This is a genomic window from Nonomuraea sp. NPDC004354, from assembly GCF_053602555.1.
Genome location: NZ_JBSGDV010000001.1, coordinates 732760 through 759658 on the forward strand (window position 1 = coordinate 732760; position 26899 = coordinate 759658).

28 protein-coding genes are annotated in these 26899 nt (G+C 71.9%); 11 read left to right on the forward strand and 17 right to left on the reverse strand.

The window, feature by feature from the left end; translation table 11 throughout:
• Positions 1–68: 68 nt before the first annotated feature.
• Positions 69–767 carry a TetR/AcrR family transcriptional regulator gene (locus ACWENQ_RS03430; protein ID WP_449916674.1) on the reverse strand — a complete coding sequence of 233 codons (699 nt, stop codon included), beginning with the start codon at positions 765–767 and terminating at the stop codon, positions 69–71.
• Positions 768–880: 113 nt separating this feature from the next.
• Between ACWENQ_RS03430 and ACWENQ_RS03435 the strand changes: the two genes are divergently transcribed.
• From ACWENQ_RS03435 to ACWENQ_RS03445, 3 genes are read left to right on the forward strand one after another with little or no spacing between them, the layout of a single operon-like run.
• Positions 881–1231 (forward strand): YrdB family protein, encoded by a 351-nt coding sequence (locus ACWENQ_RS03435; protein WP_354906566.1) that lies wholly within the window; start codon positions 881–883, stop codon positions 1229–1231.
• Between the two features lie 48 nt (positions 1232–1279).
• Positions 1280–2191: an NAD-dependent epimerase/dehydratase family protein gene (locus ACWENQ_RS03440; protein ID WP_449916672.1), complete on the forward strand. Its 912-nt coding sequence runs from the start codon at positions 1280–1282 to the stop codon at positions 2189–2191.
• Positions 2192–2235: 44 nt separating this feature from the next.
• Complete coding sequence (locus ACWENQ_RS03445) at positions 2236–3147, forward strand: Gfo/Idh/MocA family protein (RefSeq protein WP_449916669.1); 912 nt, start codon at positions 2236–2238, stop codon at positions 3145–3147.
• 109 nt (positions 3148–3256) lie between these two features.
• Here the strand turns inward: ACWENQ_RS03445 and ACWENQ_RS03450 are convergent, their stop codons facing one another.
• Positions 3257–4156, reverse strand: a complete 900-nt coding sequence (locus tag ACWENQ_RS03450; protein ID WP_452412765.1) for a trypsin-like serine peptidase — start codon at positions 4154–4156, stop codon at positions 3257–3259.
• A gap of 164 nt (positions 4157–4320) precedes the next feature.
• Here ACWENQ_RS03450 and ACWENQ_RS03455 point away from each other — a divergent pair, with 164 nt between their 5' ends.
• On the forward strand, positions 4321–4692 hold the full coding sequence (locus ACWENQ_RS03455) for a VOC family protein (protein ID WP_354906562.1): 372 nt from the start codon (positions 4321–4323) through the stop codon (positions 4690–4692).
• An 11-nt stretch (positions 4693–4703) separates the two neighbouring features.
• On the opposite strand, the gene ACWENQ_RS03460 is transcribed toward ACWENQ_RS03455, so the two are convergent.
• Together ACWENQ_RS03460 and ACWENQ_RS03465 are read right to left on the reverse strand one after the other, a co-directional pair.
• Positions 4704–5183, reverse strand: coding sequence for a cupin domain-containing protein (locus ACWENQ_RS03460; protein ID WP_354906561.1), 480 nt, complete (start codon positions 5181–5183; stop codon positions 4704–4706).
• A 59-nt stretch (positions 5184–5242) separates the two neighbouring features.
• On the reverse strand, positions 5243–6520 hold the full coding sequence (locus ACWENQ_RS03465) for a Glu/Leu/Phe/Val family dehydrogenase (RefSeq protein ID WP_452412766.1): 1278 nt from the start codon (positions 6518–6520) through the stop codon (positions 5243–5245).
• A gap of 200 nt (positions 6521–6720) precedes the next feature.
• Here ACWENQ_RS03465 and ACWENQ_RS03470 point away from each other — a divergent pair, with 200 nt between their 5' ends.
• From ACWENQ_RS03470 to ACWENQ_RS03485, 4 genes are all read left to right on the forward strand, one after another.
• Positions 6721–8232, forward strand: coding sequence for an alkaline phosphatase D family protein (locus ACWENQ_RS03470; RefSeq protein ID WP_452412767.1), 1512 nt, complete (start codon positions 6721–6723; stop codon positions 8230–8232).
• A complete protein-coding gene (locus tag ACWENQ_RS03475) occupies positions 8222–8923 on the forward strand; it encodes a class I SAM-dependent methyltransferase (RefSeq protein WP_354906558.1) in 702 nt (233 codons plus the stop codon). The genes ACWENQ_RS03470 and ACWENQ_RS03475 overlap by 11 nt, the downstream gene beginning before the upstream one ends.
• Before the next feature lie 66 nt (positions 8924–8989).
• Positions 8990–9568, forward strand: coding sequence for an RNA polymerase sigma factor (locus ACWENQ_RS03480; RefSeq protein ID WP_449917561.1), 579 nt, complete (start codon positions 8990–8992; stop codon positions 9566–9568).
• Positions 9558–10823, forward strand: a complete 1266-nt coding sequence (locus tag ACWENQ_RS03485) for a CU044_5270 family protein (RefSeq protein ID WP_452412768.1) — start codon at positions 9558–9560, stop codon at positions 10821–10823. The genes ACWENQ_RS03480 and ACWENQ_RS03485 overlap by 11 nt, the downstream gene beginning before the upstream one ends.
• A 52-nt stretch (positions 10824–10875) precedes the next feature.
• Here ACWENQ_RS03485 and rocD read toward each other — a convergent pair whose 3' ends face one another.
• The 6 genes from rocD to ACWENQ_RS03515 all read right to left on the reverse strand — a co-directional run bounded on the left by rocD (position 10876) and on the right by ACWENQ_RS03515 (position 17474).
• Entirely contained in the window at positions 10876–12084 is a 1209-nt protein-coding gene (gene rocD / locus ACWENQ_RS03490) for an ornithine--oxo-acid transaminase (RefSeq protein WP_354906556.1), read from the reverse strand.
• A gap of 2 nt (positions 12085–12086) precedes the next feature.
• Positions 12087–12884 (reverse strand): dimethylargininase, encoded by a 798-nt coding sequence (ddaH, locus tag ACWENQ_RS03495; protein WP_354906555.1) that lies wholly within the window; start codon positions 12882–12884, stop codon positions 12087–12089.
• 50 nt (positions 12885–12934) lie between these two features.
• Positions 12935–13447: an Lrp/AsnC family transcriptional regulator gene (locus ACWENQ_RS03500; protein WP_452412769.1), complete on the reverse strand. Its 513-nt coding sequence runs from the start codon at positions 13445–13447 to the stop codon at positions 12935–12937.
• Between the two features lie 213 nt (positions 13448–13660).
• A complete protein-coding gene (locus ACWENQ_RS03505) occupies positions 13661–15022 on the reverse strand; it encodes a glycoside hydrolase family 16 protein (protein ID WP_449916651.1) in 1362 nt (453 codons plus the stop codon).
• Positions 15023–15261: 239 nt separating this feature from the next.
• The gene (locus ACWENQ_RS03510) at positions 15262–15966 is read right to left on the reverse strand and encodes a DUF5941 domain-containing protein (RefSeq protein ID WP_452412770.1); all 705 of its coding nucleotides are present in this window, start codon (positions 15964–15966) and stop codon (positions 15262–15264) included.
• The gene (locus ACWENQ_RS03515; RefSeq protein WP_449916647.1) at positions 15963–17474 is read right to left on the reverse strand and encodes a CDP-alcohol phosphatidyltransferase family protein; all 1512 of its coding nucleotides are present in this window, start codon (positions 17472–17474) and stop codon (positions 15963–15965) included. Before ACWENQ_RS03515 ends, ACWENQ_RS03510 begins: the two co-directional genes overlap by 4 nt.
• A gap of 118 nt (positions 17475–17592) precedes the next feature.
• Between ACWENQ_RS03515 and recO the strand changes: the two genes are divergently transcribed.
• Both recO and ACWENQ_RS03525 read left to right on the forward strand, forming a co-directional pair.
• The gene (gene recO, locus ACWENQ_RS03520; protein ID WP_452412771.1) at positions 17593–18330 is read left to right on the forward strand and encodes a DNA repair protein RecO; all 738 of its coding nucleotides are present in this window, start codon (positions 17593–17595) and stop codon (positions 18328–18330) included.
• Complete coding sequence (locus ACWENQ_RS03525; RefSeq protein ID WP_449916644.1) at positions 18327–19115, forward strand: isoprenyl transferase; 789 nt, start codon at positions 18327–18329, stop codon at positions 19113–19115. The genes recO and ACWENQ_RS03525 overlap by 4 nt, the downstream gene beginning before the upstream one ends.
• Positions 19116–19253: 138 nt before the next feature.
• Here the strand turns inward: ACWENQ_RS03525 and ligD are convergent, their stop codons facing one another.
• The 6 genes from ligD to ACWENQ_RS03555 form a co-directional block, all read right to left on the reverse strand.
• The gene (gene ligD, locus ACWENQ_RS03530) at positions 19254–20204 is read right to left on the reverse strand and encodes a non-homologous end-joining DNA ligase (RefSeq protein WP_452412772.1); all 951 of its coding nucleotides are present in this window, start codon (positions 20202–20204) and stop codon (positions 19254–19256) included.
• 7 nt (positions 20205–20211) lie between these two features.
• On the reverse strand, positions 20212–20760 hold the full coding sequence (locus ACWENQ_RS03535; protein ID WP_449916639.1) for a CGNR zinc finger domain-containing protein: 549 nt from the start codon (positions 20758–20760) through the stop codon (positions 20212–20214).
• A 117-nt stretch (positions 20761–20877) separates the two neighbouring features.
• Positions 20878–21267 (reverse strand): Fur family transcriptional regulator, encoded by a 390-nt coding sequence (locus ACWENQ_RS03540; protein WP_354906547.1) that lies wholly within the window; start codon positions 21265–21267, stop codon positions 20878–20880.
• Positions 21264–22100: a metal ABC transporter permease gene (locus ACWENQ_RS03545; RefSeq protein WP_452412773.1), complete on the reverse strand. Its 837-nt coding sequence runs from the start codon at positions 22098–22100 to the stop codon at positions 21264–21266. Before ACWENQ_RS03545 ends, ACWENQ_RS03540 begins: the two co-directional genes overlap by 4 nt.
• Entirely contained in the window at positions 22097–22879 is a 783-nt protein-coding gene (locus ACWENQ_RS03550) for a metal ABC transporter ATP-binding protein (RefSeq protein WP_449916634.1), read from the reverse strand. The genes ACWENQ_RS03545 and ACWENQ_RS03550 overlap by 4 nt, the downstream gene beginning before the upstream one ends.
• The gene (locus tag ACWENQ_RS03555; protein ID WP_449917558.1) at positions 22867–23814 is read right to left on the reverse strand and encodes a metal ABC transporter substrate-binding protein; all 948 of its coding nucleotides are present in this window, start codon (positions 23812–23814) and stop codon (positions 22867–22869) included. The genes ACWENQ_RS03550 and ACWENQ_RS03555 overlap by 13 nt, the downstream gene beginning before the upstream one ends.
• A gap of 497 nt (positions 23815–24311) precedes the next feature.
• On the opposite strand from ACWENQ_RS03555, the gene ACWENQ_RS03560 reads away from it, so the two are divergent.
• Positions 24312–26015, forward strand: coding sequence for a molybdopterin molybdotransferase MoeA (locus tag ACWENQ_RS03560; protein ID WP_452412774.1), 1704 nt, complete (start codon positions 24312–24314; stop codon positions 26013–26015).
• Here ACWENQ_RS03560 and ACWENQ_RS03565 read toward each other — a convergent pair whose 3' ends face one another.
• On the reverse strand, positions 26016–26843 hold the full coding sequence (locus ACWENQ_RS03565; RefSeq protein ID WP_354906543.1) for an alpha/beta hydrolase: 828 nt from the start codon (positions 26841–26843) through the stop codon (positions 26016–26018).
• Positions 26844–26899: the final 56 nt, after the last annotated feature.

Below are 26899 nucleotides of genomic sequence, written 5' to 3' on the forward strand. Positions count from 1 at the left end.
TCACCCCGGGGGTACGGCACGCCTCGCCGTACCCCCGGTCGGCGTCATGGCCGGCCGGGCCTCGCGTTTCAGCGAAGGCCCAGGTAGTGCGCGATCGAGCGGGCGCCGTGCTCGAACGTGGCCGCCGGCGCGGTCACGACGCTGTTGTACATGCCGAACAGCTCGAAGCTGACCGACCCGTAGACCCACGTCCAGGCGTGGATGCCGCGCAGGATCACCTCGTCCGGCAGCCCCACGAAGATCGCCTCCCGGAGCGCGGCGGCGTCGCCGGCGAACTCCTCCGGGGCCGGCGTGTCGGCGGGCACCTGGATCGCCCCCGCCGCGTGGGCGTCCGACAGCACTTTCGCGAACATGATCCCGTCACGCGCCGCGGGATCGACGGTGTCGGCCGGGGCCTGGTAGCCGGGCACCGGCGTGCCGTGGATCAGCGCGTACTCGTGGGGGTGCGCCAGCGCCCACGCCCTGATCGCCCGGCACATCGCCAGCCAGCGCCCGAGGAAGTCGTCCCGGGCGCACCCGGCGTCGGCCTGCTCGACGGCCGCGCCGACCGCGTTGTAGGCGTCGATGATCAGCGCCGTCAGCAGATCGTCCTTCGTCGGGAAATAGCGGTAGATGGCCGAGGAGACCATCCCCATCTCCCGCGCCACGGCCCGCAACGACAGGCCCGCGGCGCCGTCGGTGGACAGGTGCCGGCGGGCGATGTCGGTGATCTCCCTGATCAGCTCCGCGCGGACGCGTTCTCTGGCGGTACGGCTTGCGGTCGTCATGCGAAGCACGCTACCAGAGCGCCGCCAAAAAACGAGAGCACTGCTCTTGACTCTTCCGCTCTCTTGGGAGAGCATTGCTCTCGTCAATGAACGGCGCTCACGAAGAGGTTCGCATGCTCGCCATCGCCAAGGGAGCCAACCTGGCTCTGATGTTCTTCCTGGAGCTCGGCGTCATCGGCGCGGTCGGCTACTGGGGCTTCACCGCCGGATCCTCCTGGGCCCTGCGGTTGCTGCTGGGCCTCGGCGCGCCTGTCCTGTTCGGCGTGCTGTGGGGCCTGTTCGCGGCGGGCGGTGGCGCCAACGCCACCTACCCCCTCACGGGGATCGCGCGCGGGCTGTTCGAGGTCGCCTGGTTCGGCGGCGGGGCGCTCGCGCTCTACGCTGCCGGGGCGCTCACCCCGGCGGTCGTCCTGGGTGCGGCCTTCGTCGTCAACGGGGTCCTCCGCCTGCTGTGGCACCAGTAGTGAGATCAGGCCACACTCGTACGCGTCTCTTCTGAAGGTAGGTTGATCATGGGTAAGCATGTCGTCGTGGGCGCGGGTCAGGTCGGCCGGCACGTGGCTCGCAAGCTGATCGCGCAGGGCCACGAGGTCGTGGTCGTCACCCGCTCGGGCAGCGGTCCCGAAGGAGTCAGGAAAGTGGCCGCCGACGTGGCCGACAGCGCCGCGCTGGTCGAGATCGCCAGGGGTGCCGACGCCGTCTACAACTGCGTCAACCCGCCGTACCACCGCTGGCTCACCGACTGGCCGCCGATGGCCGCGTCCTTCCTGGCGGCGGCCGAGCAGAGCGGCGCGGTGCTGGTGGCGCTGGGCAACCTCTACAGCTACGGCCCGGTTCAGGGGCCGATGACCGAGGACCTGCCGCCGGCCTCCGACAGCCCGAAGGCCCAGGTGCGGGCCGCGATGTGGGCCGACATGCTGGCCGCGCACGAGGCGGGCAGGGTCAGGGTGGCCGAGGTGCGCGGGTCCGACTACTTCGGACCCGGGGCGACGGACCAGTCCTTCCTGGGTGACCGCTTCATCAAGCCGCTCAGGGCGGGCAGGACGATCCCGCTCGTGTGGCCGGCCGACGTTCCGCACAGCTGGACGTACCTGCCGGACGTGGCCGAGGCGCTCGTCGTCGCGGCCGCGGACGAACGGGCCTGGGGCAGGGCCTGGCACGTGCCGACGAGCGAGCCGCTGACGTTCAGGGAGATCGGCGACCGGATGGCGGCCGTCCTGGGACTGCCCGCGCCGCGGATGAGCCGGCTGCCGTGGCCGCTGGTGCGGGCGATCGGGCTGGTCAACCCGCTGATCGGCGAGCTGCGGCACACGCGCTACCAGTTCGTGGCGCCGTTCGAGATCGACTCGTCGGCCTTCACCGACACCTTCGGGATCAAGCCCACCCCGATCGACGACGCCCTCCGCGCGACGCTGGGCGTGTGAGAGGGCAGCGGGCGGGCGCGAAGCGGGCGCACTACGCTCGGTGCATGAAGATTGCCATGATCGGCCTGGGTGACATCGCGGAGAAGGCCTACCTCCCCGTGCTGGCCGCCCAGCCCGACCTCGACCTGCACCTGTGCACCCGCAACGAGCGGACCCTGCGCCGGCTCGGCGCCGCGCACCGCGTGGCCGAGCGGTCCACCTCGGTCGAGGAGGTGGTCGAGGCGGGTGTCGACGCCGCGTTCGTGCACGCGGCCACCGAGGCCCACCCGGCGATCGTGGAGCCGCTGCTGAGGGCGGGGGTGCACGTCTACGTGGACAAGCCCGTCGCCTACACCCTCGACGAGACCCGCCACCTGGTACGGCTGGCCGCCGACCGGCGCGTCTCCCTCATGGTGGGCTTCAACCGCCGCTACGCCCCCGGCTACGCGGGCATGCTCGACCTGTCGCGCCATCTGGTCCTCATGCAGAAGAACCGTCCTGCCCTGCCGGACACGCCGAGAAGGGCGGTGTTCGACGACTTCATCCACGTGGTCGACACGCTCCGCTTCCTCGCTCCCGGGCCCGTGACGGAGACACGCATCCGTACCAGGATGCGTGACGGGCTGGTCGAGCACCTGGTGCTGGAGCTGGCGGGCGAGGGCTTCATGGCGCACGGCGTCATGAACAGGGTCGGCGCGGCCTCGGAGGAGAGCCTGGAGGTGCTGGGCGAGGGCGTGAAGCGCCGCGTGGTGAACCTGGGCGACGTCGTCGACCACGGCCCCGCGGGGGAGACGCTGGTGCGGCGGCCCGACTGGGTGCCGGTGTCGCGGCAGCGCGGGGTCGAGCAGGCCGGCATGGCCTTCCTCGCCGCGGTGCGGGCGGGCGAGGTGCTGAGCGCGCAGGACGCGCTGGTCACGCACGAGGTCTGCGAGGAGATCGTCGCCGCCTGCGACCGCGAGGCGGCCCTCGTCGCCTGAGGACCTGCGGACGATCCGCGGGAGCGGGGGCACCTCGGCGGGCGAAGGCCGGCGGGGCCGGTGGATGGTTCGGGGCGGCCGAGGGATGGTCCGCGGGGAGCGGGGCTTGTCAGCGGGTGAACGTCCGGGGGGCCATGGCGCGGTCGGCGGCGGCGAGGAGCCTGCCGAACGGTCTCGGGGTCAGCCGCGTCATCACCGTGAACCCGGCGGCGTCCCGCAACGGGCTGGAGGAGGAGACCACGCCGGCCACCGCACGGCCGAGCACGGCGGGCCCTCCGCTGTCGCCGGGCGCGGCGTGGCAGTTGCGCGTGACGAGCACCCCGGGCCCGGCCGCGCCGCCCTCGACGGCGTCGCCGACGCAACGGTGGAGGTCGCTGCCGGGGTAGGAGCCGCCGATCGGGTAGCCGAGCAGCTCGAGGTGCGACAGCGAGTCGCCCCTGCGGGTGAGGCGCGGCCGCAGCCCCGGCCCGGTGATCTCCTCCAGTTGCCGGTTCCCGGCGGCGACGCCAACCACGCCGACGTCGTAGGGCAGCTGGGCGGTGGAGTACGGCCTGGCCCGCCATCGCTTGGGCACCCAGAAGCGCACGGCGGGCCAGACGCCGAGCGCCGGACGGCCCGAGCCGTCGCGGTTGTAGGCGGGCATGAAGACGATCCGGTCGAAGCGGTGGCCGTCGCCGTACAGGCAGTGGGCCGCGGTCAGCACCAGGCTGCGGCTGTGCGACCGGAGCACGACCGCGCCGCAGGTCAGCTCCCTGCGGCTGACGGGGTCGTGGCTCACCAGCAGCCCCGCCAGCCGGTACCTGCCCGTGTACGGTCGCGCCACGGGCGCGTGCCCGAGCCGGTCGCCTCCCGGCGTGAGAACCCGCCGGTCCGGCACCGACAGCGCTGACATCGCGGGAACCGCCGCGCCGCTCCCGCCGGCAGAGTCGCGCGCGTCCACGGTGGGACCTGCGCCCACCGGCAGGAGCAACCCCGCCGCCACCACGAGCCTGAGCACCCGTCCCCCCAAGTTTTGATCTTGCGCACTCTATCGGGCAGGGTGGCGTTCTGCCAGGTCATGGGCCCGGTCGCGGGCCATGTCGCGGGCCGGGGTCGTGGGCCGGCTTGGCGACTGTGTACGTGTCCGCGCGTGCCGGAATTGCCAGGGGCGGTGAACGATGGTGCGGTGGTGTCATGGCTGTCGACCTGAACCACACCATCGTGCCGAGCAGGGACAAGCACGCCTCCGCCGCCTTCATCGCGGAGATCCTGGGACTGAAGGCGGGCCCGCAGTGGGGCCCGTTCGTGCCCGTCGAGACCGCCAACGGCGTCACCCTCGACTACATGGACTCGGCCGACGTCCGGCCGAACCACTACTGCTTCATCGTCAGCGAGGCCGAGTTCGACGAGATCTTCGGGCGCATCCAGGCGCGCGGCCTGGACTTCTGGGCCGATCCAGGGCACGCGAAGGCGGGGATGATCAACCACCTGTACGGCGGCCGCGGCGTCTACTTCGACGACCCCGACGGCCACCGCATGGAGGTCATCACCGCCCCCTACGCGTAAGCCTGAACCGCTCAGAGCCAGTAGTTGTCGTGGCGGAGGTAGAACTCGGCCTTCTCCTCGTCGCTCATGGTGGCGACGTCGAGCAGGCCCTCGAAGTAGCCCTCGCGAGGCGCGCCGGGCGAGAAGTGCAGCAGCATGGAGGCGGGCTCGCCCGACTCGTTGCGGAAGCCGTGCACGCCGCCCGCGGGCACGTGGACCCAGTCGCCCGGCTTCGTCTCGAGCCAGCGGTCACCGTTGTAGATGCTGATCGTGCCTTCGAGGACGAAGAAGGACTCGGTGATCGTCTTGTGGAAGTGCGGTCCGGGGCCGCTCGGCGTGGGCCCCATGTTCCAGCGGTAGAGGCCGAACAGGCCGCCGGTGGAGGCACCGGTGGCCAGGTAGTCGACAGTGTTGCCGGTCGGGTAGACCAGGTCGGGCGCGGATCCGGCGGGACGGTGGACGGCGCTGTTCTCGCCCTTGTCGTCGAAGTAGATCGGGTCGGGATATGTCATAGCGCGCATCCTAAGGACCCGGGCGGCGCGGATCTTCACCCGCGCCGCCCGGACACGCGTCAGGGGTAGAGACCGCGCATCTGGTGGGCCTCGGCGACCCTGCCCACGCCGATCACGTGGGCCGCCTGGCGCAGGGTGATCCCGCGCGCCTCCGCCACCGACCTGACCTCGCCGAAGGCGCCTTCCATGAGGTCGCGGAGCCTGATCTCGACGTCGTCGGCGCTCCACGAGTAGGCCTGCATGTTCTGCACCCACTCCAGGTACGACACGATCACGCCGCCGGCGTTGGCCAGGATGTCGGGGACGATCGTGGTGCCCTGCGCCGCCAGGATCTCGTCCGCCTCGGGCGTGGTCGGGCCGTTGGCACCCTCGACGATGAGCCGGGCCTTGACCCGCGGCGCGTTCTCGGCGGTGATCGCGCCCTCCAGCGCGGCGGGAACCAGGACGTCCACGTCCAGCTCCAGCAGCGCGGCGTGGTCCATCGCGTCGGCGTGCCGGTAGCCGGCGACGCCGCCGGACTCGGCCACCCACGCGCGCAGGCCGGCGATGTCGAGCCCGGCGGCGTTGTGGACCGCCCCGGTGACGTCGGAGACCGCGACCACCTTGGCGCCCGCGTCGGACAGGTACTGCGCGGCCAGCGCGCCCACCTTGCCGAAGCCCTGCACGGCGACGCTCACCCCTTCGGGGGAGCGGCCCAGCGCGGACAGCGTCGCGATCTGCACGCCCCTGGAGGTGGCCCCGGCACGGCCGAGCGACCCGCTCAGCGTCATCGGCTTGCCCGTGACGACGCCCGGCACCGAGTACCCGGCGTTGACGCTGTAGGTGTCCATGATCCAGGCCATGGTCTGCTCGTCGGTGCCGACGTCCGGGGCGGGGATGTCCTTCTCGGGGCCGATGAGCGGGAGGATCTCGTTGACGTAGCGGCGGGTCAGCCGCTCGAGCTCCCTGGTGGTGAGCGCGGTCGGGTCCACGCACACGCCGCCCTTGGCGCCGCCGTACGGGATGCCCACCAGCGCGCACTTCCAGGTCATCCACATGGCCAGCGCGGTGACCTCGTGGATGTCGGTGGCCGGGTGGAAGCGGATGCCGCCCTTGGCGGGGCCGCGCGAGACGTTGTGCTGGACGCGGAAGCCCTGCACGACGTCCATCGTGCCGTCCTCGCGGCGGACCGGGACGGAGACGGTCAGCGAGCGGCGCGGCGTGGCGAGCATCGTGCGCAGGCCCTGGTCGAGGCCGAGGTGCTCGGCCGCCTGGTCGAGCTGGTGGAGAGCGGAGTCGAGGGCTTGTCGCCCGGGTGTGATCAGGGCCGGCGTCCTTGACGGCACCATGACGGTCATGGGAAGGATTCCTCCTGTTATGTACGCCCAAAGCGGGAAGAGCGCCATTGCTTTACCCATGGGCGGTTCTGTGATGATCAGCGTAACCCGTGGCTGATCCCCATACTGAAGATCCAAGCTGGAGATCGACGCGAGGGGAACATGCCACTCTGGCAGTCTTGAGGCGAGAACCGCGCCGAAACGTCACATCGAGGGGACGAATGGCTGATCTGCTCGTCGGTCCGATGCTCCGCTACGTCGACTCCACGCACGCCGCCATCTGGGTGGAGACCGACCAGCCCGGCGTGGTCACGGTGTGCGGGCGGTGGGACACCCCCACCTTCACCGTCCACGGCCACCACTACGCGATCGTCGACCTGGAGGGCTTCCAGGGCGAGTACACCGTCGAGGTGAACGGCGAGCAGGTGTGGCCGATCGACCGGCCCAGCCGGATCGAACTCATGCCGCCCGAAGGGCCCTCGCGGGTGATGTTCGGCTCCTGCCGTACCAGCGTGCCGCACGACGCGGCGCACACCGCCACCCACGGCGTGGACGTGCTGCGCGCCTACGCGCGCAGCGACAGGCCGCTGCCCGAGCTGCTGCTGATGATCGGCGACCAGGTCTACGCCGACAAGCCCGCACCGGCCGTGCTGGAGCTCATCGCCTCGCGCAGGAGTCCCGGCGAGGAGCCGGCCCAGGAGATCGCCGACTTCGAGGAGTACGCCGCGCTCTACCGCCAGGCGTGGACCGACGACCCCGACATCCGGTGGCTGCTGTCGACGGTGCCCACCGCCATGATCTTCGACGACCACGACCTGCGCGACGACTGGAACACCTCCCAGGACTGGCGCGCCGCGATGGCGCACACCCCCTGGTGGCACCGGCGCGTGGTCGCCGGGCTCGGCGCCTACTGGATCTACCAGCACCTGGGCAACATGTCGCCGGACGAGCGCGCGGGCGACCCGGTGCTGGCCGCGCTGAAGCGGGGCGAGGGCGCCGCCGTGCTCGACGACTTCGCCGCCAAGGCCGACGCCGAACCGAGCAGCAACAGGTGGAGCTACGCCCGCGACCTCGGACACTCCCGGCTGATCGTGGTCGACACCAGGTGCGCGCGCCAGCTGACGCCCGGCGACCGGCGGATGCTCGACCCCGGCGAGTGGGAATGGCTGCGGGACCAGATCGCGCGCACGCGAGGACGGCTGATCATCGGCTCGTCGATCCCGTTCCTGCTGCCCGAGGGCGTCCACTACGTCCAGAACTGGAACGAGGCGCTGTGCGACGGCAGGTGGGGCAAGACCGTCGCGCGGCTGTCGGAGTGGTTCCGGCAGACCTTCGACCTGGAGCACTGGGCCGCCTTCCGCCGCTCCTTCGACGACCTCGCGCGGCTGCTGGTCAAGCTAGGCGAGCCGGTGCTGATCCTGTCGGGCGACGTGCACTACTCGTATCTGGCGCAGGCGCCCGGGCCGATCTACCAGATCGTCTGCTCGCCCATCCGCAACCCGCTGAGCAAGGCGCTGCGCCTGGCCAACATCTTCACCCAGTTCGGCGTCGCCACGCTGATCGGCGGCCTGCTCGCCTCGCTCGCCCGCCTTCCGCGCCCGCCGTTCCGCTGGCGGGTGACCAAGGGGCCGGTGTTCCAGAACGCGCTGGCGGCGCTGGAGTTCGGCGAGCGGATCACCGTTGTCTGGTACGGCGAGTCGCTGCAGCCGCTAGAAACAGTCCATGACCTTTGACCAGTACGCCCCGGCTGTCCCCTTCTATGACTTGTGGCACGAGGACGGGCACGTGCCTGAGGTGAGGGAGAAGCTTCCCCCGCTGGTGCGCGGGTCGGTGCTGGAGATCGGCGCGGGCACCGGCCTCATCACCGAGGTCATCGCCGACGCCACCGACGGCGAGATCTTCGCCCTGGAGCCCTCTCTCGGCATGCGGTCGGTGCTGCTGTCCAGGCTCGCGGCCCGTCCCGGCCTGCTGGAGAGGGTGACCGTCCTGCCGTACGGCGCGCTGGACGTCGACCTCGACGAGCCGGTGGACATGGTCGTGATGATCGCCGTGCTCTACGCGATCGACGACCGGCCGAAGCTGTGGGAGACCCTCGCCCGCCGGCTGGTGCCCGGCGGCCGGCTGGTCTTCAACTTCGCCGAGCGGCCCATGCCGGTGCCCGGCGAGCCCTCCCGGATGGCCGCCTACCCGGTGGGCAGGCACACCTACGAGATCTGGGGGCGGACGCACGCCGTCGAGGGCGAGAAGATCGAGGCGAGCTTCACCTACCGGATCGTCCACGGGGACGCCGTCATCAGCGAGGACGTCGTCGAGAGCGTCACCTACCGGCCCTCCGCCGCCACCCTGCGCGCCGAGCTGACCGAGGCGGGCTTCGTGCCCGACGAGGCGCCTGAGGGGCTGCTGGCATGGAGGCTCGCAAAGTAGGGGGAACCGGACTCCCGGCTGCGGCCAAGTACAGGGTGACCGCAGAAAGGAATCCCTCCCGTGGTGATGGCGCAGGCGTTGGACGACGCGACGTTGGTCGGGCAGTCGGTGAGCGAACCGGAGGTGTTCGCCACGCTGTTCGACCGGCACGCCGATGAGATCTTCAGGTACGCCGCGCGGCGGCTCGGCCCCGAACTGGCCGAGGACGCCGTGGGCGAGGTGTTCCTGGCCGCCTTCCGCGGCAGGGCGCGCTACGACCGCTCGCGTTCCGACGCCAGGCCATGGCTGTACGGCATCGCGACCAAGGTCGTGGCGCAGCACCGCAGGGCCGAGCGCCGCCGTACGCAGGCCATGGCGCGCCTCTCGCCCGACCGGCCGGGATCCTTCGACGAGCGCAGCGCCGACCGGGTCACCGCGGAGCAGCTTCAACCCAGGCTCGCCAAGGCGCTCACGCGCCTGTCGGCGGCCGAACGGGACCTGCTGCTGCTGGTGGCGTGGGCGGATCTGACCTACGAGGATGTGGCGCTCGCACTCGACATCCCCGTCGGCACCGTCCGCTCACGCCTGCACCGGCTCAGGACGAAGGTGCGCAGGGCCCTTGGCGGCATCGATCCCTTCAAGGAGGAGCCCGAGCATGGACGATGAGATCAGGATCTTCGCCGAGGGACGGCCGGCCGTCCCACCGTACCCCTCGGAGGCGCGGGAGACCGCCCGCCGCCGCCTGGTGCAGGAGACCACGGCGCGGCACCGCTTCCGGTTGCCCCGCATCGGCTGGCAGGCGGCGGGGGCCTTCGGCCTGACCGTGGCGCTGGTCGGCGGCGTGGCGTTCACGCTGTCCGCCACCGGACGGGACGGCACGGTGGCCCGTCCCGCGGCGCCGGTCCTGGCGGGGGTGAGCGACGAGCCGGCGCCCAAGCCGGGACAGTTCGTGCTGGTGGAGTCGGAGACGATGTACACCGCCATGTCCATGGGCGAGCAGGAGACCCGATACCTCTACCGGACCAAGCGCCGGCTGTGGCGCTCGGCGGACGCCAGCGCCGACGGCCTGCTGTCCATCGAAGGGTTGGAGCCCAAGCAGTTCCCCGGCTGGCCGATGCCGGAGGAGGCCGGCAAGTGGCAGGGCAAGGAGTGGATGCGGCTGGCCAACTGCCCCGACAGGATGGGCGAGGCCCGCTCCGACCACGCCTATCTCGCCACGCTCCCGGCCGACGTGGACGGCATGCGCGCCTACCTGGAGAAGCGCGGCAAGGTGACCAACAACAACGCCTTCGGCGTGGTGGGCGACCTGATCAGGGAGACGTATCTGCCACGGCCGCAACGCGAGGCGCTGTTCAACGCCGCCAAGGCGCTGCCCGGGGTGGAGGTCGCCGAGGGAGTGGAGGACGGCGCGGGCCGCAAGGGCACCGCGCTCGGCAGCAAGGCGCAGGGCGGCATGCTCGAACAGCTCGTCTTCGACCCCACGACCTTCATGTTCATGGGGGAGCGCGGGACGGTCGTGGACGCGAAGAGCGCGGGGGCGCCGGTCGGCTCGGTGCTCGCGCTGACCGCGCAGACCAATGTCTCCGTCGTCGACGCGCTCCCGGCGGAGAGCGCCTCCGCCGCGCACGACAGCAGCTGCGAGGACGTGGGCCGGCCGACGACGAAGGCCGACCCGCGATTCTCGGCCGAGCCGACGGCGCCCGTCTCCGCCGAGCCGACACTGCCCGGGTCCGCCGAGTCGACGGCGCCCGCGCCCGGTGAGCCGACGGTGACCGTGACGCCCGTACCGGATCGGGACGCGCCCTCCGCGGCCCAGGACAGTGGCGCGCCGCCCAGGCCGCAGGACGTGCCCGCCGAGTCGGCGCCGCAGGCACCCGTCCCGACCGTGACCGTGACGATGATGCCGAGCTCCGACCGCTGACCACCGTCGGTACGGCTCGCGCCGCGCGGGGCGCGAGCCGTACCGGGGGTGGCTACCTGAGCGCGGCGATCGCGTCGGCCAGCTGGTCGACGGCGTGGTGCAGGTCCTCCTCGGAGATCACGATCGGCGGGGCGAGCCTGATCGTGGAGCCGTGGGTGTCCTTGGCCAGAATGCCGCGCTCCAGCAGCGCCTTGGACACCGCGCGGCCCGTGGCGAGCGAGGGGTCGATGTCGACGCCCGCCCACAGCCCGCGCCCGCGCACGGTCACCACGCCGTTGCCGATCAGCTCGCGCAGGCGACCGTGCAGGATCTCCCCCAGCCTGGCCGCCCTGGCCTGGAACTCGCCGGTGTTGAGCAGCTCGATCACCGCGTTGGCGACCGCGCAGGCCAGCGGGTTCCCGCCGAACGTGGAGCCGTGCTGCCCGGGCTGGATGACCCCGAGCACGTTCTCGTCGGCCGCGATGGCCGAGACGGGGACCACGCCGCCGCCGAGGGCCTTGCCGAGCACGTAGATGTCGGGCACGACGCCCTCGTGGTCACAGGCGAAGGTGGTGCCCGTCCGGCCGAGACCCGACTGGATCTCGTCGGCGATCATCAGGATGTTGTGCTCCGTGCACAGCTCGCGTACCTGGGTCAGGTAGCCGTCCGGCGGCACGAGCACGCCCGCCTCGCCCTGGATCGGCTCGACCAGCACCGCCACCGTGTGGGCGTCGATCGCCTCGCGGATCGCCTCGGCCGAGCCGTACTTCACGATCTTGAAGCCGGGGGTGTACGGGCCGAAGTCCGCGTGTGCGTCGTCGTCGGTGGAGAAGCTGACGATCGTGGTGGTGCGGCCGTGGAAGTTGTCCTCCATCACGATGATGTTGGCCTGGTCCCGCGCCACCCCCTTGACCTTGTAGCCCCACTTGCGGGCCACCTTGATCGCGGTCTCGACGGCCTCGGCGCCGGTGTTCATCGGCAGGACCATGTCCTTGCCGGTCAGGTCGCCGAGCCCGGCGCAGAACGTGGCGAACTGGTCGTGGTAGAACGCCCTGCTGGTCAGGGTGAGGTTCCTGAGCTGCTCCTGCGCCGCCTCGATGATCTTCGGGTTGCCGTGGCCGAAGTTGAGGCTCGAATAGCCGGACAGGAAGTCCAGGTATCGCTTGCCTTCGACGTCGGTCACCCAGGCGCCGTGCGCCTCGTGGATCACGACGGGCAGCGGATGGTAGTTGTGCGCGCTACGGCGCTCGCTTACCTCGATGTGTTCCGCACTGGTGGTCATTGTCAGTTCTCCCCCCTGATTTCCAGTGTGCAGCACTTGGGACCGCCGCCCGCCTTGCGCAGCTCGCTGAGGTCGACGGGGATCACCTCGTATCCACGCCGCTTGAGGTCCAGCTGGAGGTCGTGCGCCTCCACGTTGATCACGACGTTGGTGCCGTCGCTGACGGCGTTGAGACCGAGCACCTCGGCGTCGTCGGCACCCGCGATCACCGCGTCCGGGAACATCCGCCGCAGGACGCGCCGGCTCCCCTCGGAGAACGCTCCGGGGTAGTAGGCGATATTCCGCCCGTGCAGCGGGAACAGCGCGGTGTCGAGGTGGTAGAAGCGCGGGTCGACCAGCTGGAGCGAGACGACGGGGCGGCCCAGGAACTCCTGCGCCTCGCTGTGCGCCTCGCGCGAGGTGCGGAAGCCGGTGCCCGCCAGGATCACCTCGTCCATGGCGAGGAAGTCGCCCTCGCCCTCGTTCACGTGGGCAGGCTCGTACGTCGGGTAGCCACGCTCGGCGAACCAGCTCAGGTAGGCCGGGCCCTCGGCGGCCCGCTCCGGGAAGGCGAAGCGGGCACCGTAGACCCTGCCGCCCGCCACGAGCGCGCCGTTGGCGGCGAACACCATGTCGGGCAGGCCGTCGATCGGGTCGATCAGGCTGACCCGGTGACCGAGCTCCTCGTAGGCCGCCTTCAACCCCTCCCATTGCCTGATGGCGACGGCGCGGTCGGCACCCGCGTCCGGATCCATCCACGGATTGATCGCGTACTCCACCGCGAAGAAGTCAGGTCGGCACATCAGGAAGTGCTTGGGCATGCTGCGGCTCCAACTCGTCGAGGGGGACGGCAGCAGCCTAGGAACAGTGTTTACGCAGGCCAAGCGCCCGATATTGCGTGTTGGGGCGGGTTTGTTGCGTCTTGTGGCATTCCGGCGCCGATCCGTTGCGCCTCGTCCACCAGCCGCGACAGCACGATCGAGCTCTTGGTCCGCACGACGAACGGCTCGGCCGCGATCCGCTCGATCACCCGCTCCACGTGCCGCACGTCAGTGGCCCTGATGTGCAGCAGCGCGTCGGCCTCGCCGGTGATCGTGCAGGCCGAGACCACCTCGGGATGGCGGGCGATCGCCAGGCCGATCGCGGCGGGGGAGGTCTTGCCCTGGCAGAACAGCTCCACGTAGGCCTCGGTGGTCCAGCCGAGCGCCTGCGGGGCGATGCGGGCGCTGAACCCGGTGATCGCGCCCGCGTCGCGCAGGCGGTCCACCCTGCGCTTCACCGCCGACGCCGACAGGCCGATGCGCTGTCCGATTTGTGCATATGTCGCTCGGGCATCGTCGACCAGCGCCCCGATGATGTCCCGATCCAACCGATCCAGTTCCACGTCCCCCTGTATACAGCCTGTCCTGTACAGCCAGCGGCTCGGCGCAGGCAGGTCGCGCCCGCGTCTCCGGCGCGGGCGCGAGATCAGCGTTCAGCGTCGAAACCACGCGGACCGCGTTGGAGGCCTGATGCGCTTCAAGGACCAGCCCGCCGAACGAGGAGAGGTCACGCGCATCGCCCCCGCCGTGGCCTACGACGGCGAGGCGCCGCGACGCTAGGTGGCGAACGTGAACCAGTTGACGTTGACGAAGTCGGCCGGCTGGCCGCTGGCGAAGGTCAGGTAGACCGTGTGCGTGCCGGTGGTCGGCGCGATGTTGGCGGGAACGGTGCGCCAGCTCTGCCAGCCGCCGGTGCTCGCGATCGCGAAGTCGCCGACGGGGGCCGCGGTGGGGCTGCCGAGCCGTACCTGGACCAGACCGCTCACCCCGCCCGCCGCGCCTGAGGCGACGCGCGCGACGAACTGCCGGGCGGGCGTGCTGCCGAAGTTCACGCCGTCGAAGCGGAGCCAGTCGCCGTTGGCGATCGCGCCGACGTTCTGGCCGCCGCCCGTGTCGGTGGTCGCCTCGACGATGGTGCCCGACTGGGCCTGGAAGCGCTCGGCCTGGATGGTGGAGCGGGCGTCGACCCCGCCCGGCGGCTCGGTGGGCGGGTCGGTGGGCTGGGTGCCGCCGCCGCTCTGCCAGACGGCCACGTAGTCGACGACCATCGGCCGGCCCGACACGGTCGCCGCGGTGGGCGTCGGCCCGGCCAGCGCGTTCGGGAAGGCGCCGCCCATGGCCACGTTCAGCAGGAGGAAGTAGCCGGCGTGGCCGGTCATGGCGTTCCAGGTGCCCGCGTCGAACTGGGCCTGGCTGACGCTGTGGAACCGCTGGCCGTCGACGTACCAGCGCAGCTGGTTGGGGGAGACGCTGCGGTCCCACTCGAAGCGGTAGGTGTGGAAGGCCGACTGGCAGGTGGAGCCGGGACACGCCCGGCTGGCGCCGAGCCCGGAGGTCTCGTTGCAGGGCCCGCCCGGGTTGACACCGCAGTGCAGCACGCCCCAGACCGCGTTGATCCCGTTGACGTTCTCCATGATGTCGAACTCGCCGATGCCCGGCCAGTTCCAGTAGTTCCCCCGGTACGGCGAGCCGAGCGCCCAGAAGGCGGGCCAGTAGCCGAGCGCGGCGTCGCCCGTGACGTCGGGCATCTGGATCCGGCCCTCGATCCGCAGGATGCGGCCGGCGGCGGGCTTGAAGTCGGCGCGGCGGGTCTCGACGCGGGCCGAGGTCCAGTTCTGCCCGCTGCCGATCGGGGTGATGCGCAGGTTGCCCGCGCCGTCGAGGCGGACGTTCGCCGGATCGGCGGTGTAGTTCTGGATCTCCCCGGTGCCCCAGTTGGCGGGGCCGCCGGGGTAGGAGTGCCCGGTGTCGATGATCCAGTTGCCGGAGGACGGCGGGGACCCGGCGGGGCCGTCGAAGTCGTCGGCCCACACCAGGCTCCAGCCGGTGGGGGTCGGCGGCACGGCGGCCACGAGGGCGCCCGCCGCCAGGATCCCGGCCACCGTCGCGGCCAGGCGGGTGAGGAACGTGGAGGGCATGGCGGTTCTCCGTGCGAGCGGGGGGCAACGGACGAGAGAGCGCTCTCTGGCCTTGATGTGACCATGGTATTCCAGCGCTGTCAACCACGTATTGACACCCTGTCGGTGGGCGGGCTAGCTCTCGGAGAGCGCTCTTCGCCGAGGAGATCTGGACCCCCGTACACGCAGCCGGGGCCGCGGTTCATTCGCACGGCCCCGGACTGGGAAACCTGACAGGGACTCTCTCCGGAGCCCCGGTGTCAGGCCTTCTCGGCCTCGCCGGTGGCCTGCTCCAGCACCTCTTCGGGCGAGGCCTCCAGGTCCTGCTCGGCGTCGGCGCTGGCCTGCGCCGAGGCCTTGTCGAGCCGTACCCAGCTCGTCACGCTCTCCACCGCGAACAGCACGAACAGGTAGGCCGTCAGCACGTACAGCACCGGGGTCAGCACGCCCAGAGCCGCGCCCGCCGCGATGATCAGCAGGCGGACCTCCCAGCCGAGACCGGCCATGAAGACCCACGTGGGCGGCCAGATGCTCTGCCTGGTGCGGTAGACGGTGTCGTAGGTGTGGTAGCCGACCACGTACAGCAGCACGAACAGCAGCCACTTGGGCGCGTCGTAGGCCAGGCCGACCAGGATGACGACGAGGAACTCGGTGCCGCGCAGCAGCGGCGGCACGAGCCAGTCGAGGCGGCCGAGGTGGTCACGCGCCCCCGTGGGCAGCACGAGCACGATCATGACGGCGACGGAGATGAGCGGCGACAGGCCCGCGACGGCCAGGCCGATCGTCGCCAGGAGCGCGACCAGCAGCGTGGGGACCGGGGGCAGGCCCTTGCCCAGGCGCGAGGCGAGGGCGTGGACCAGCGGACCGTCATCGCGGTAGGCCAGGAGCCTGGCGGTCTGGATGCGGCGCCGTTCCTCGTCGGGGTCGGGAGCGGAGGTGGCGGTGGTCTGCGGCTGCGTGATCATGCGAGAGACCTCATGACGCGTCCAGTGACGGTGTAGGCGGAGGCGACGCTTCCCCAGATCAGCAGGGTGATGAAGGTGACCCGGGCGTCGAAGAGGGCGGCGGTGATCGCGATGGCCGCGAACCGCTCGCCGATGGGGAACACGACCATCTTGCGCGCCCAGTAGACGAAGCGGAACTTGCCCGCCTTGGTCCACATCTTGAGCACGCCGCGGATGCCGGTGCTGCGCTCGACCTTGCGCCGCTCCAGCGCCTTGCGCAGGTCGCGGTCGTCGGGCGCGGTCATCGGGGTGGTGGGCAGCGGGGACGGCGCCTTGCGCCGGTTGGCCGCGCCGAAGGAGAAGTCGAGCAGGTGCTTGACCGACTGCAGGGAGATCGCGGCCAGCGCCAGGATCCAGATGTCGTCGCCGTGCCCTGCGACGACGTAGCCGACGGCCAGGCCGGCGAAGACGACGTACTCCTTGAACCTGTCGAACGTCGCGTCGAGCCAGGCGCCGAGCACGCCGAACTTGCGGGCGTAGCGGGCGACCTGGCCGTCGACGCAGTCGAAGACGAACGCGAAGTAGATCAGCACGCCGCCGGCGACCATGCCGAGCCGCTGGCCGGTGGCGAAGCAGAGAGCGGCGGCCACGCCGAGGAAGATGGAGATCAGCGTGACCTGGTTGGGCGTCAGCCCGCGCCGCGCCGCCCAGCGGGCGATGAAGCGGGAGTAGGTGCTGACGAAGTAGGTGGTGAAGAAGCCGTCGGCGCCCTTGACCGCGTTGTTGAGCCTGGCACGGTCCTCGTCCATGCCGGACATCTCGGTGGCGGCCTCGTTGGCCTCGGCCTGGGTGGTGATGCGGCGGAAGAACAGGTCGCGGCGGCCGCGGATGCCGACGGAGACGCCCTTGCGGACCAGGCCGAAGATGATCAGCTGGGCCAGGTCGTCCTCGGGGCCGAACAGGTGGGCCAGGTCGGCCAGCTCGCGGCAGGCCTCGGCGAGCACGGGCAGGTTGCGCGTGGTGAGGTGGAGCGGGCCGAGCAGGATCGCGTTGGGCCGGGTGACGGCGTGGTGGGCGGTGCCGACCGAGATGACGCGCGACTTGCCCACGCGGGTGCGGACCATGAGCCCTTCGAGGCTGTTGCCGCCGATCTCGGGCGCCGCCTCCTCGATGGGCACGTCGTAGGCGATCCGCTCGCCGTTCTCGTCCTCCGCGCGCGGCTCCTTGGCCACGAGCGTGATGGCGCCGCGCTTGGCCTTGGTGATCTGGTAGATCAGCTCGTCGTGGATGACCGAGTTCTCGGGCAGGAGGAGGAGGTTCTCCTCGGCCGACTCGGCGATCTGGGCGATGGCGCGCAGGGCGGTGGCGAGATCGGCGCGCTGGACGAGAAGCGGCTGCGGGTCGAGCGAGAGCGCCTGGGCGCGCAGTCGCTCGCCGACGGTGGGCGAGCCGGGGAGGGCGGCCAGCCTCAGGCCGGTCGGAGCGGTGTCGGGGCCGGGCGAAGAGCCCAGCAGGACCACGCGGGTCATGTCACCCTTTCGAGGCAGTTGCGGGGGGTAGAACAACAGGTAAAACAGGGGCAGGTGTCAAAGTCTAGTGAGACTCGGGTAAAGCCGGTCCACCCCAAGGTCACCCTAGACTGGACCAGTGAGTCTCTACCGAGACGAGGGCGTCGTCCTGCGGACCCAGAAGCTGGGCGAAGCCGACAGGATCGTCACCCTCCTCACCAAGCGCACGGGCAAGGTGCGCGGCGTCGCCAAGGGCGTGCGCCGCACCACCTCCAGGTTCGGCGCGCGCCTCGAGCCTTTCACACATGTCGATCTCCAACTGCACGTGGGTCGCACGCTCGACGTGATCACGCAGGCGGAGACCATCCATCCGTACGGCGAGGCGCTGGCCCACGACTACCCCCGCTACACGGCCGGCAGCGCCATGCTGGAGACGGCCGACCGGCTCACCCAGGGCGAGAAGGAGCCCGCGCTCAGGCAGTTCCTGCTGCTGGTCGGCGGGCTGCGCACGCTGGCCGACGGCAGCCACGAGCCCAGGCTGGTGCTCGACGCCTACTTCCTGCGCTCGCTCGCGGTCGCCGGTTACGCGCCCGCGCTGCGGGAGTGCGCCAGGTGCGGCGGCGAGTCGGTGCGGGCGTTCGCCATCGTGGCCGGCGGCGCGGTGTGCGGGTCGTGCCGTCCCGCCGGCGCCGCCGTACCCGCGGGAGAGACCCTCATCCTGATGACGGCGCTGCTGCGCGGCGACTGGGACACGGCCGACGCCTCCGAGGCGCGCCACCGGTCCGAGTGCAGCGGGCTGGTGGCCGCCTACCTGCAGTGGCATCTCGAACACGGCATTCGTTCTCTCCGCCACGTAGAAAGGGAGCCAGCCCGGTGAACGTCCGTCCCCCTGCACCGCACCCGTCGGGTGCGGTGCCCCCGCCGATCCCGCGGGACCTGGTGCCGAAGCACGTCGCCATCGTCATGGACGGCAACGGCCGGTGGGCCAAGCAGCGCGGCCTGCCGCGGACGGAAGGGCACAAGGCCGGCGAGGCCTCGCTGTTCGACGTCATCGAGGGCGCGCTCGAGCTGGGCATCCCGTACCTCAGCGCCTACGCCTTCTCCACGGAGAACTGGAAGCGCTCGCCCGACGAGGTCCGCTTCCTCATGGGCTTCAACCGCGACGTGATCCGCCGCCGCCGCGACGAGCTCCACGCGATGGGCGTGCGGGTGCGCTGGGCCGGCCGGCCGGGCCGGCTGTGGAAGAGCGTCATCGCCGAGCTGCAGGACGCCGAGGAGATGACCAGGAACAACCGCACGCTCACGCTGCAGTTCTGCGTCAACTACGGCGGGCAGGCCGAGATCGTCGACGCCGCGGTCAAGCTGGCCCAGGACATCGCGGCGGGCCGGGTCAAGCCGGGCCGGGTGAGCGAGAAGGTGTTCGCCCGCTACCTCGACGAGCCGGACATCCCCGAGGTCGACCTGTTCGTCCGCTCCTCGGGCGAGCAGCGCTTCTCCAACTTCCTGCTGTGGCAGTCGGCCTACGCCGAGATGGTGTTCCTCAACCGGCTCTGGCCCGACTTCGACCGCCGTGACCTGTGGGAGGCGTGCGAGATCTACGCCAAGCGCGACCGGCGGTACGGCGGAGCCGTCCCCAACCAGGTGGATCCGCCGAGGCGCTAGGGTCGAGCACCTGCGCCTGCTCCGCGGCGTCGACGAGGTGCCCGAGCACGACCCGCTCGACCTGCCCGCGCGCATCACCGAGGCTGAGCTGTCGGGCTTCGGCTGCCACCGGGCTGAGGCGGGCTGAGGCGGTGCCCGTCAGCCCCGGCGGGCGCGGGCCCTGCGCTTGCCCTCGTGCATGGCCTGCACCCTGGCGACGGGGATGGTGTGCCCCTCCTCGACGAGGTCGGCGGGCAGGTCCTGCGGCAGCGGCATGAGCTCGGCCCAGGGGTCGCCGGTGCCCACCAGCCCGGCGGCGGTGCGGACGGTGAAGTCGGCGGGTGCGACCCGGTCGAGGTCGTCCCACGCCACGGGGAACGACACGGGCGCGCCGGGGCGCACGCGCGGGCTGTAGGCGGCCACCACCGTCGCCCCGCCCGCCCTGGTCGAGTCGAGGAACACCTTGCCCTCCCGGTCCTCCCTGATGAAGGCCGTGGTGGCGAGGCCGGGGTCGATCCGCTCGGCCCGCGCGGCCAGGGCCCTGGTGGCGGCGGCGACGTCGGCCATCGCCAGGCCCTCCCGCAGCGGGACGAAGACGTGCAGCCCCTTCGCGCCGCTGGTCTTGACGGCGCCCGCCAGGCCCGCGTCGGCCAGCGCCTGGCGGATCAGCCCGGCGGCGCGCACCACCATCGGGAAGTCGTCGCCGGCGGGCGGGTCGAGGTCGAGGACCAGGTGGGTGGGATGCTCCCAGCCGGCGGCGGTCACCAGCGTCGGGTGGTACTCCACCGCGCGCTGGTTGGCGAACCACAGCAGGGTCCTGCGGTCGTCGCACAGGGCGTAGGAGACCTCCCTGCGGGACGTCTCGGCCCACAGGGTGACCGTACGGATCCAGGAGGGCGCGTAGGACGGCACGTTCTTCTGCATGAAGGGCGCCTGGCCCTGGCGTACCCGCACCACCGACAGGGGCCGCGCGCGCAGCGCCGGCAGGATGCGGTCACGCATCGTGTCGAGGTAGTCGACCAGGTCGCGCTTGGTCACGCCCGCGTCGTCGAACAGCGGCTGGTCGAGATTGGTCAGCGGGACCTGGTCTCTGACCTCGTCGGTGGTCACCGGATCATCATGCCCGCCGCCGCGCCCGGTATGCGGCGACATGCATGCGGTTGCCACAGGTGCGGCTGTCGCAGTAGACGCGTGACCTGTTGCGCGACTCGTCCACGAAGACGTGGTCGCAGTCGGGCGCCGAGCAGGTGCGCAGCCGCTCCCACTCGCCCTCGACCAGCAGGTGCGCGAGCGCGATCCCGCAGTCGGCCGCCAGGTGCTCGGCCAGCGAGGCGTCGGGCGCGAAGTAGTGCATGTGGACCGGGTGACCGTCGTGCTCGGTCAGCCTCGGGGTGATGCGCGTGTCCGTCAGCAGCGTGTTGAGCAGCCGCAGCGCGGTGGCCTGATCGGGTGCGGTGAAGACGCGGTGAAGATCCTCGCGCAGCATCCTGACCTGCCCCAGGTCGCGTGGGGTGAGGGTCTGGATGCCGCTGACCTGGCGCACCCTGACGAACTCGGCCAGGTCGTCGAGATCGCCGAGCCGTTCGTCGCCACCCGTCGACGGTGAGGTGTTCACCAGGTCGACGGCCGTGGCGAGCGAATACACCATGTCATGGCCAAACGGCATGTCAGCTCCTGTCGTGGCCTACTCCAGCGTGGGGGCACAGCGTATCTCCCACGCGGAGTGCCGGGGGCCTTCCTGCGGTGCACATACCCGTTTCGTGCCCTCTGGCACGTCCGGGTGTCAGGAGGCGCGCGCGGCGGCCGAGCAGGCGGCGCAGGTGCCGAAGACCTCGACGGTGTGGGTGACCTCGGTGAACCCGTGTTCGGCGCCGACGGACTCGGCCCAGCGCTCGACGTCGGGCCCGGCCACCTCGACCGTGCGGCCACAGCGGCGGCAGACCAGATGGTGGTGGTGGTCGCCGCTGGCGCAGGCGCGGTAGACCGACTCACCGTCGTCGGTGCGCAGCACGTCGACCTTGCCGCCGTCGGCCAGGGCCTGGAGCGCCCGGTAGACCGTGGTCAGGCCGATCTTGGCGCCGTCGGAGCGCATCTCGGCGTAGACGTCCTGCGCGCTGCGGAAACCTTCGCTCCTGCGAAGGGTGTCATGAACGGCATCGCGACGAGTGGTCATGGATTGCTCTCCTGGGTTCGGCCTCGCCGTACGAATCTACCGACCACCAGGGCCAGCACGAAGCCGGCGAGAGCGAGAAGAACGATGGCGGCGCCCGGCGGCACCTTGGCGGAGAAGGTGGAACCCAGCAGCCCGCCGACGGCCGCGAGGACGCCGAAGGCCATCGACAGCAGCATGGTGGCCCGGAAGCCCCTGGTGAACTGCTGGCTCGTGGCCACGGGGATCACCATGAGCGCGCTGACCAGCAGCAGCCCCACGACGCGCATGGCGATCACGACGGTGAGCGCGGCGGTGACGGCGATGAGCAGGCTCAGGAACCGCACCGGCAGCCCGCTGGCCTTGGCCACCTCCTCGTCCTGGCAGAGCACGAACAGCTCCCTGCCGAAGACGGCCACCACCGCGATCACGGCGACGGCCAGCGCGCCGATCACCCACAGGTCCTGGGCGGTCACGCTGGCGATGGCGCCGAACAGGTACGAGGTCAGCTTGGCGTTGCTGCCGCCGGGCGCGATGGAGATCAGCATCACCCCGCCCGCGATGCCGCCGTAGAACAGCAGCGCCAGCGCCACGTCACCGCTGGTACGGCCGCGCGCCCGCACCAGCTCGATGGCCACCGCGCCGACGACCGACACCGCGATGGCGGTCAGCACGGGCGCGGTGCCGGTGAGGAAGCCGAGCGCGACGCCGGTCAGCGCCACGTGGCCGATGCCGTCGCCGAGCAGGGCCAGGCGGCGCTGCACGATGAAGGTGCCGACCAGCGGCGCGCACAGCCCGACCAGCAGCGCGGCGGCCACCGCCCGCTGCATGAAGGGAAGCTGGAGCAGCTCGATCACGCCTCTGCCCGCCATCCCGCCAGCGGCCCGGTGACGGGCTCCTCGGCGTGCGGGTGGACGTGCTCGTGCCCCGGCTTGGCGCAGTCGCCCTCCGGCCGCGGCGGCACGCCGTCGTGGGCGATCACGCCGTCGCGGACCACCACGCCGCGGGTGATGAGCGGCTCGAGCGGGCCGAGCTCGTGCATGACCAGCACGATCGTCTTGCCGCGGGCCACCAGCGTGGTGAGGGTGCCGGCGAGCAGCCGCTGGCTCTCGGCGTCGACGCCGGCGTTGGGCTCGTCCATGACGTACAGGTCGGGCTCGCCGGCCAGGGCGCGGGCGATGAGCACCCGCTGCTGCTGGCCGCCGGACAGCTGCTGGACCGAGTCGCCCGCCCGGTCGGCCAGCGACACCGACTCCAGCGCCCGCTCGACGGCGAGCCTGTCGGCCGCGTCGGTGGGGCGCAGGCGACGCTGGCGGGCGATCCTGCCCGAGGCGACGACCTCGCGGACCGTCGCCGGCACGCCGCCGCCCACCTGCAGCCGCTGCGGGACGTAGCCGACGCGCCACCACTCGCGGAAGCGCGCGGGCGGCCTGCCGTACAGGAGGGTCTGGCCCCCGGACAGGGGGATGAGCCCGAGCAGGGCCTTGACCAGGGTGGACTTGCCCGATCCGTTGGCTCCCATGATGGCGACGACCTCGCCGGAGCCGATGGTCAGATCGACGCCGCGAAGCACGGACCGGCGGTCCAGGGTCACCTGGCCGCCGGTCATGTCGAAGACTGCTGTCACGCTGTGCATCCCAGTGCGGTTCGCAGGGTCGAGAGGTTCTGGCGCATGGCCGTCAGGTAGTCGCCGCTGGACGGCGCGCTCTCCAGGGGGTCGAGCACCGCGGTCTTCGCCCCCACCTCATGAGCGAGGACCTCGGCGACCTTGGGGCTGACGAGGGCCTCGGTGAAGATGGTAGTGACCTTCTCGGCCTTGGCCACCTTGGCCACCTCCGCGATGCGGGCGGGGGACGGCTCGGACTCGGGGTCGAGGGTCAGGCCGACCTGCTTGAGCTGGTAGCGGTCGGCCAGGTAGCCGAAGGCCTCGTGCGCGGTCACGATCGACCTGGCCGAGCAGGTCGACAGGCCCTTGGCGAACTCCTGGTCGAGCGCGGTGAGGGCGGCTGCCGTCTTGGCCGCGCGGTCCTTGAAGGCCTGCGCGTGCGCGGGGTCGGCGGCGGCCAGCCGCTCGCCGAGCTTGGTCGCCACGCCCGCGAACGTGCTGGGGTCGAGCCACAGGTGCGGGTCGTAGGAGATCTCGTGCTCGTGGTCGTGCCCCTCGGCGCCCTCGGCCGCCTCCTCCTTCGCCGGCAGGGTCCGTACGGCGGCGGCCGCGTCGAACTCCTTGCCGGCCCCGTTCTGCTCGACCGCCTCGTCCACCGCGGGCTGCAGCCCCTTGACGTAGGCGGTGAGCGTGGCCCCGCCGATCTCGGCGACCTGCTGCGGCGTCAGCTCCAGGTCGTGCGGCTCGACCCCGGGCGCGGTCAGCGTCGCGACGGTCGCGTCCGGACCGGCGACCTGCTCGGTCAGCCACTGCAGGGGGTAGAAGCTGGCCACGACCTTCGCCTTGTCGCCGGCCTCGACGGCGGCCACGGGCTCGGTCTCGGCGGCGCCCGCTCCGCAGGCGGCGGTGGCGGCCAGCAGCATCCCGCCGGAGATCAAGGTGAGGAAACGGGTCTTAAGGGGCATCACACCACCCAGTATGAACCAGAATGAAAATGGTTGTCAAAATCTCTTCAGGGTGCCGGCCGTCGGCAGGAGGCCGTGCGCCCCGGCCGGCATTCCCTCCCACCCCTGGACCCCGGACCCGGACCCACTCCTGGACCTGGACCTGAACCCACTCCTGGACCTGGACTCGGACCTGGACCCGCGCCTGGACCCCCTCCTGGACCCGGACCCGGACCTGGACCCGGGCCTGGACCCGCGCCTGGGTCTGGGCCTGGGTCTGGACTCGGGCCTGGAGCCGGAGCCGGAGCCGGAGCCGGGCTCGAAGCCGGGCCAGGGCGCGGGCCCTGTGGCGCGGACGTTCATCGGGGCGCCTCTGCGGAAACCCGCGAGCGTCGCTTCTTCTTCCAGGCGGCCGGACTCCCCGGCGGGCGGGACCGGCCCGGGTCCATGGCAAGGTTCGTCTCGTGAGTACGTACGTACCTCTCCACCCGGCCGGTCGCGATAGGCACAGTGGAAGCGTGAACTGGTCGCAGGCCCGCGCCGTTGCGCTGCGCGCCGCGCCACCCTGGCCGGAGGCGGAGGTGCCGCTGTCCGCGGCGCACGGCTGCCGGCTCGCCCGTCCGCTGCGGGCGCTCGTCGCGGTGCCCGGGACCGACGTGTCGGCCATGGACGGCTACGCGGTCGCGGGCGAAGGGCCCTGGCGGGTCGTCGGCCGGGTGCTGGCCGGCGGGCACGCGCACGGCGAGGTGCTGAAGCCGGGGTACGCGGTGGAGATCGCCACGGGCGCTCCGGTGCCGGAGGGGGCGACGGCGGTCCTGCCGTACGAGGCCGCGACGGTCGGCGACCACATACCCGGAGACCGCCGGGCCGATGGGGTGGCCGACGGCGATGCCTCCGAGGAGGTGTGTGTCGGCGGGGCGGTCGACGACGGTGCCTCCGAGGAGGCGCGGGTCGGCGAGGTGGCCGACGGCGATGCCTCCGAGGAGGTGTGTGTCGGCGAGGCGGTCGACCACGGTGCTTCTGAGGAGGTGCGGGTCGGCGGGGTGGCCGGAGACAACGCGCACCGGGAAGGGAGGCCGCCGGCCGGGGCGCTGCCGGGTGGGGAGCGGCTGGTCCGCGGGGTCGTCGAGGAAGGGCGGCACATCCGCAGGCGTGGGGAGGACGTCGGGCTGGGCGAGGTCGTGCTGGCCGCGGGAACCACGGTGACTCCCGCCGTGCTCGGGCTGGCCGCCGCGCTCGGCCACGACGTGCTCGCCGTTCACCGCCGGCTCCAGGTGGCGGTGCTGGTGACGGGGGACGAGGTGGTCGAGGCGGGACTGCCCGGGCCGGGGCGGGTGCGAGACGCCATCGGGCCGTTCCTGCCCGGGCTGGTCGCGTGGGCGGGCGGCACGCTGGGGCCCACCCTCAGGCTGCCGGACGGCGCCGCCCCCCTCCACGCCGCCCTCCGCGCCCGAACGCCGGAAGGCACACGCCCAGGTGAGGCCGGAGATGCCCGCCCGCCGGGGAAGGAAGACGTGTCATCGGCCGGTGTGGGGGGCGCGTGTCGGCCGGGGGAGGACGACGTGTCATCGGCCGGAGTGGAGGGCGCGTGTCCGCGGGGGGAGGGGGACGTGCCGTCGGCCGGAGCGGGGGGCGCGTGCCTGCCGGGGGAGGGGGACGTGCCGTCGGCCGGTGCGGAGGATGCGTGTCCTCCAGGGGAGGGAGATGCGCGTTCGGCGGGGGAGGAAGGGGTGCGGTCGGCCGAGGTGGTCGTGGTGTGTGGGGCCTCCTCGAAGGGGCCCGCCGACCACCTGCGCGGCGTGCTGGCCGAGCTGGGCGCCGAGGTGCTGGTCGACGGGGTCGCCGTACGGCCGGGCCATCCGCAGCTCCTGGCGCGCCTGCCCGGCGGACGGCTGGTCGTCGGCCTGCCGGGCAACCCGTTCGCGGCCCTGGCGGCGGCGTTGACGTTGCTGGTCCCCCTGCTCCGCGGCGAGCGCTACGAGCCAGGCGAGCGCGTGACGCTGGCGGAGACGTCGGTGAAGGATCGCCGAAGCGGCCCGCGCGGCCTGGCCCATCACCGCGACACGCGGCTGGTGCCGGTGCGCAGGTCCGGCGCGGGTGCCAGGCCCGTGGGGCACGACCGGCCCGGCTCGCTCTGGGGCGCCGCGCTCGCCGACGCCCTGGCCGTCATCCCGCCGGGATGGGACGGCGAGCCGGTCGAACTGCTCGACCTGCCCGCTTGATCACCCAGGGGCCCCGGTGAGGGCGATGGAGGTGACCGTGTCGAGGGTGGCGCTGCCGGGACGCAGGTAGTCGTTGTGGCCGCCGTCGCCCCCGTCGAAGACCCGGGCGCCGAAGCCGCCGGTGACGGGGTCGGCGCCGAAGCCGACCGGGCCGAGCCGTACTCCTGCCCTGAACACGTCGTCCTTCCTGGACAGGGTCGCCCACACCCGGGCGGGCGTGCGGAGTTCGGCGCTGGTCGACACGCCCATGCCCGGGCTGCCCAGCGCCACGATGTCGGCGACCGGCAGCCCAGGCGCCGCCTGCCCGCACACGACCGTGCCGTAGCTGTGGCAGACCAGGCTCACCCGGTCCTTGCCTTCCAGGGCGGTGACCAGCTCGCGCAGCGCCTTGGCGCCCTTGGCGGCCGGCAGCGTGGTGATCACGTCCCAGTCGGTCATCTCGGGCGCGTCGTAGCCGAGCCAGCCGATGACGGCCACCTCGTGGCCCGGCCGCAGCTGGGCGGCCCTGGCGTGCAGCGCCTTGGCCGCGCCGCCGGGTGAGACCGAGGAGCCGTCGAAGTCGCGCAGGCCGAACCCGGTGCCGGGCACGTAGACGATCACCGTGCGGGCCTTGGCCAGATCCCCGACCACCTCGATCACCCGCCCGTCGCCCACCTTGTCGTAAGCCATGAGCTGCCGTCCCGGACCGGCGACCGCGCTGTTGGCGGTGTAGCGCTCGGCCAGCGCGCCCGCGGTCAGCGCGGGCAGCTCCAGCGCGCTGGTGCCGGACAGGCACCCGGCGCCCGTGGCGCACAGGACGAGCACGGCACCGACCAGGAAACGACGCATGACTCCGGACCGTATGTCACCCCGGCCACAGCTCACGTCACGCCAGAGGCGGATCC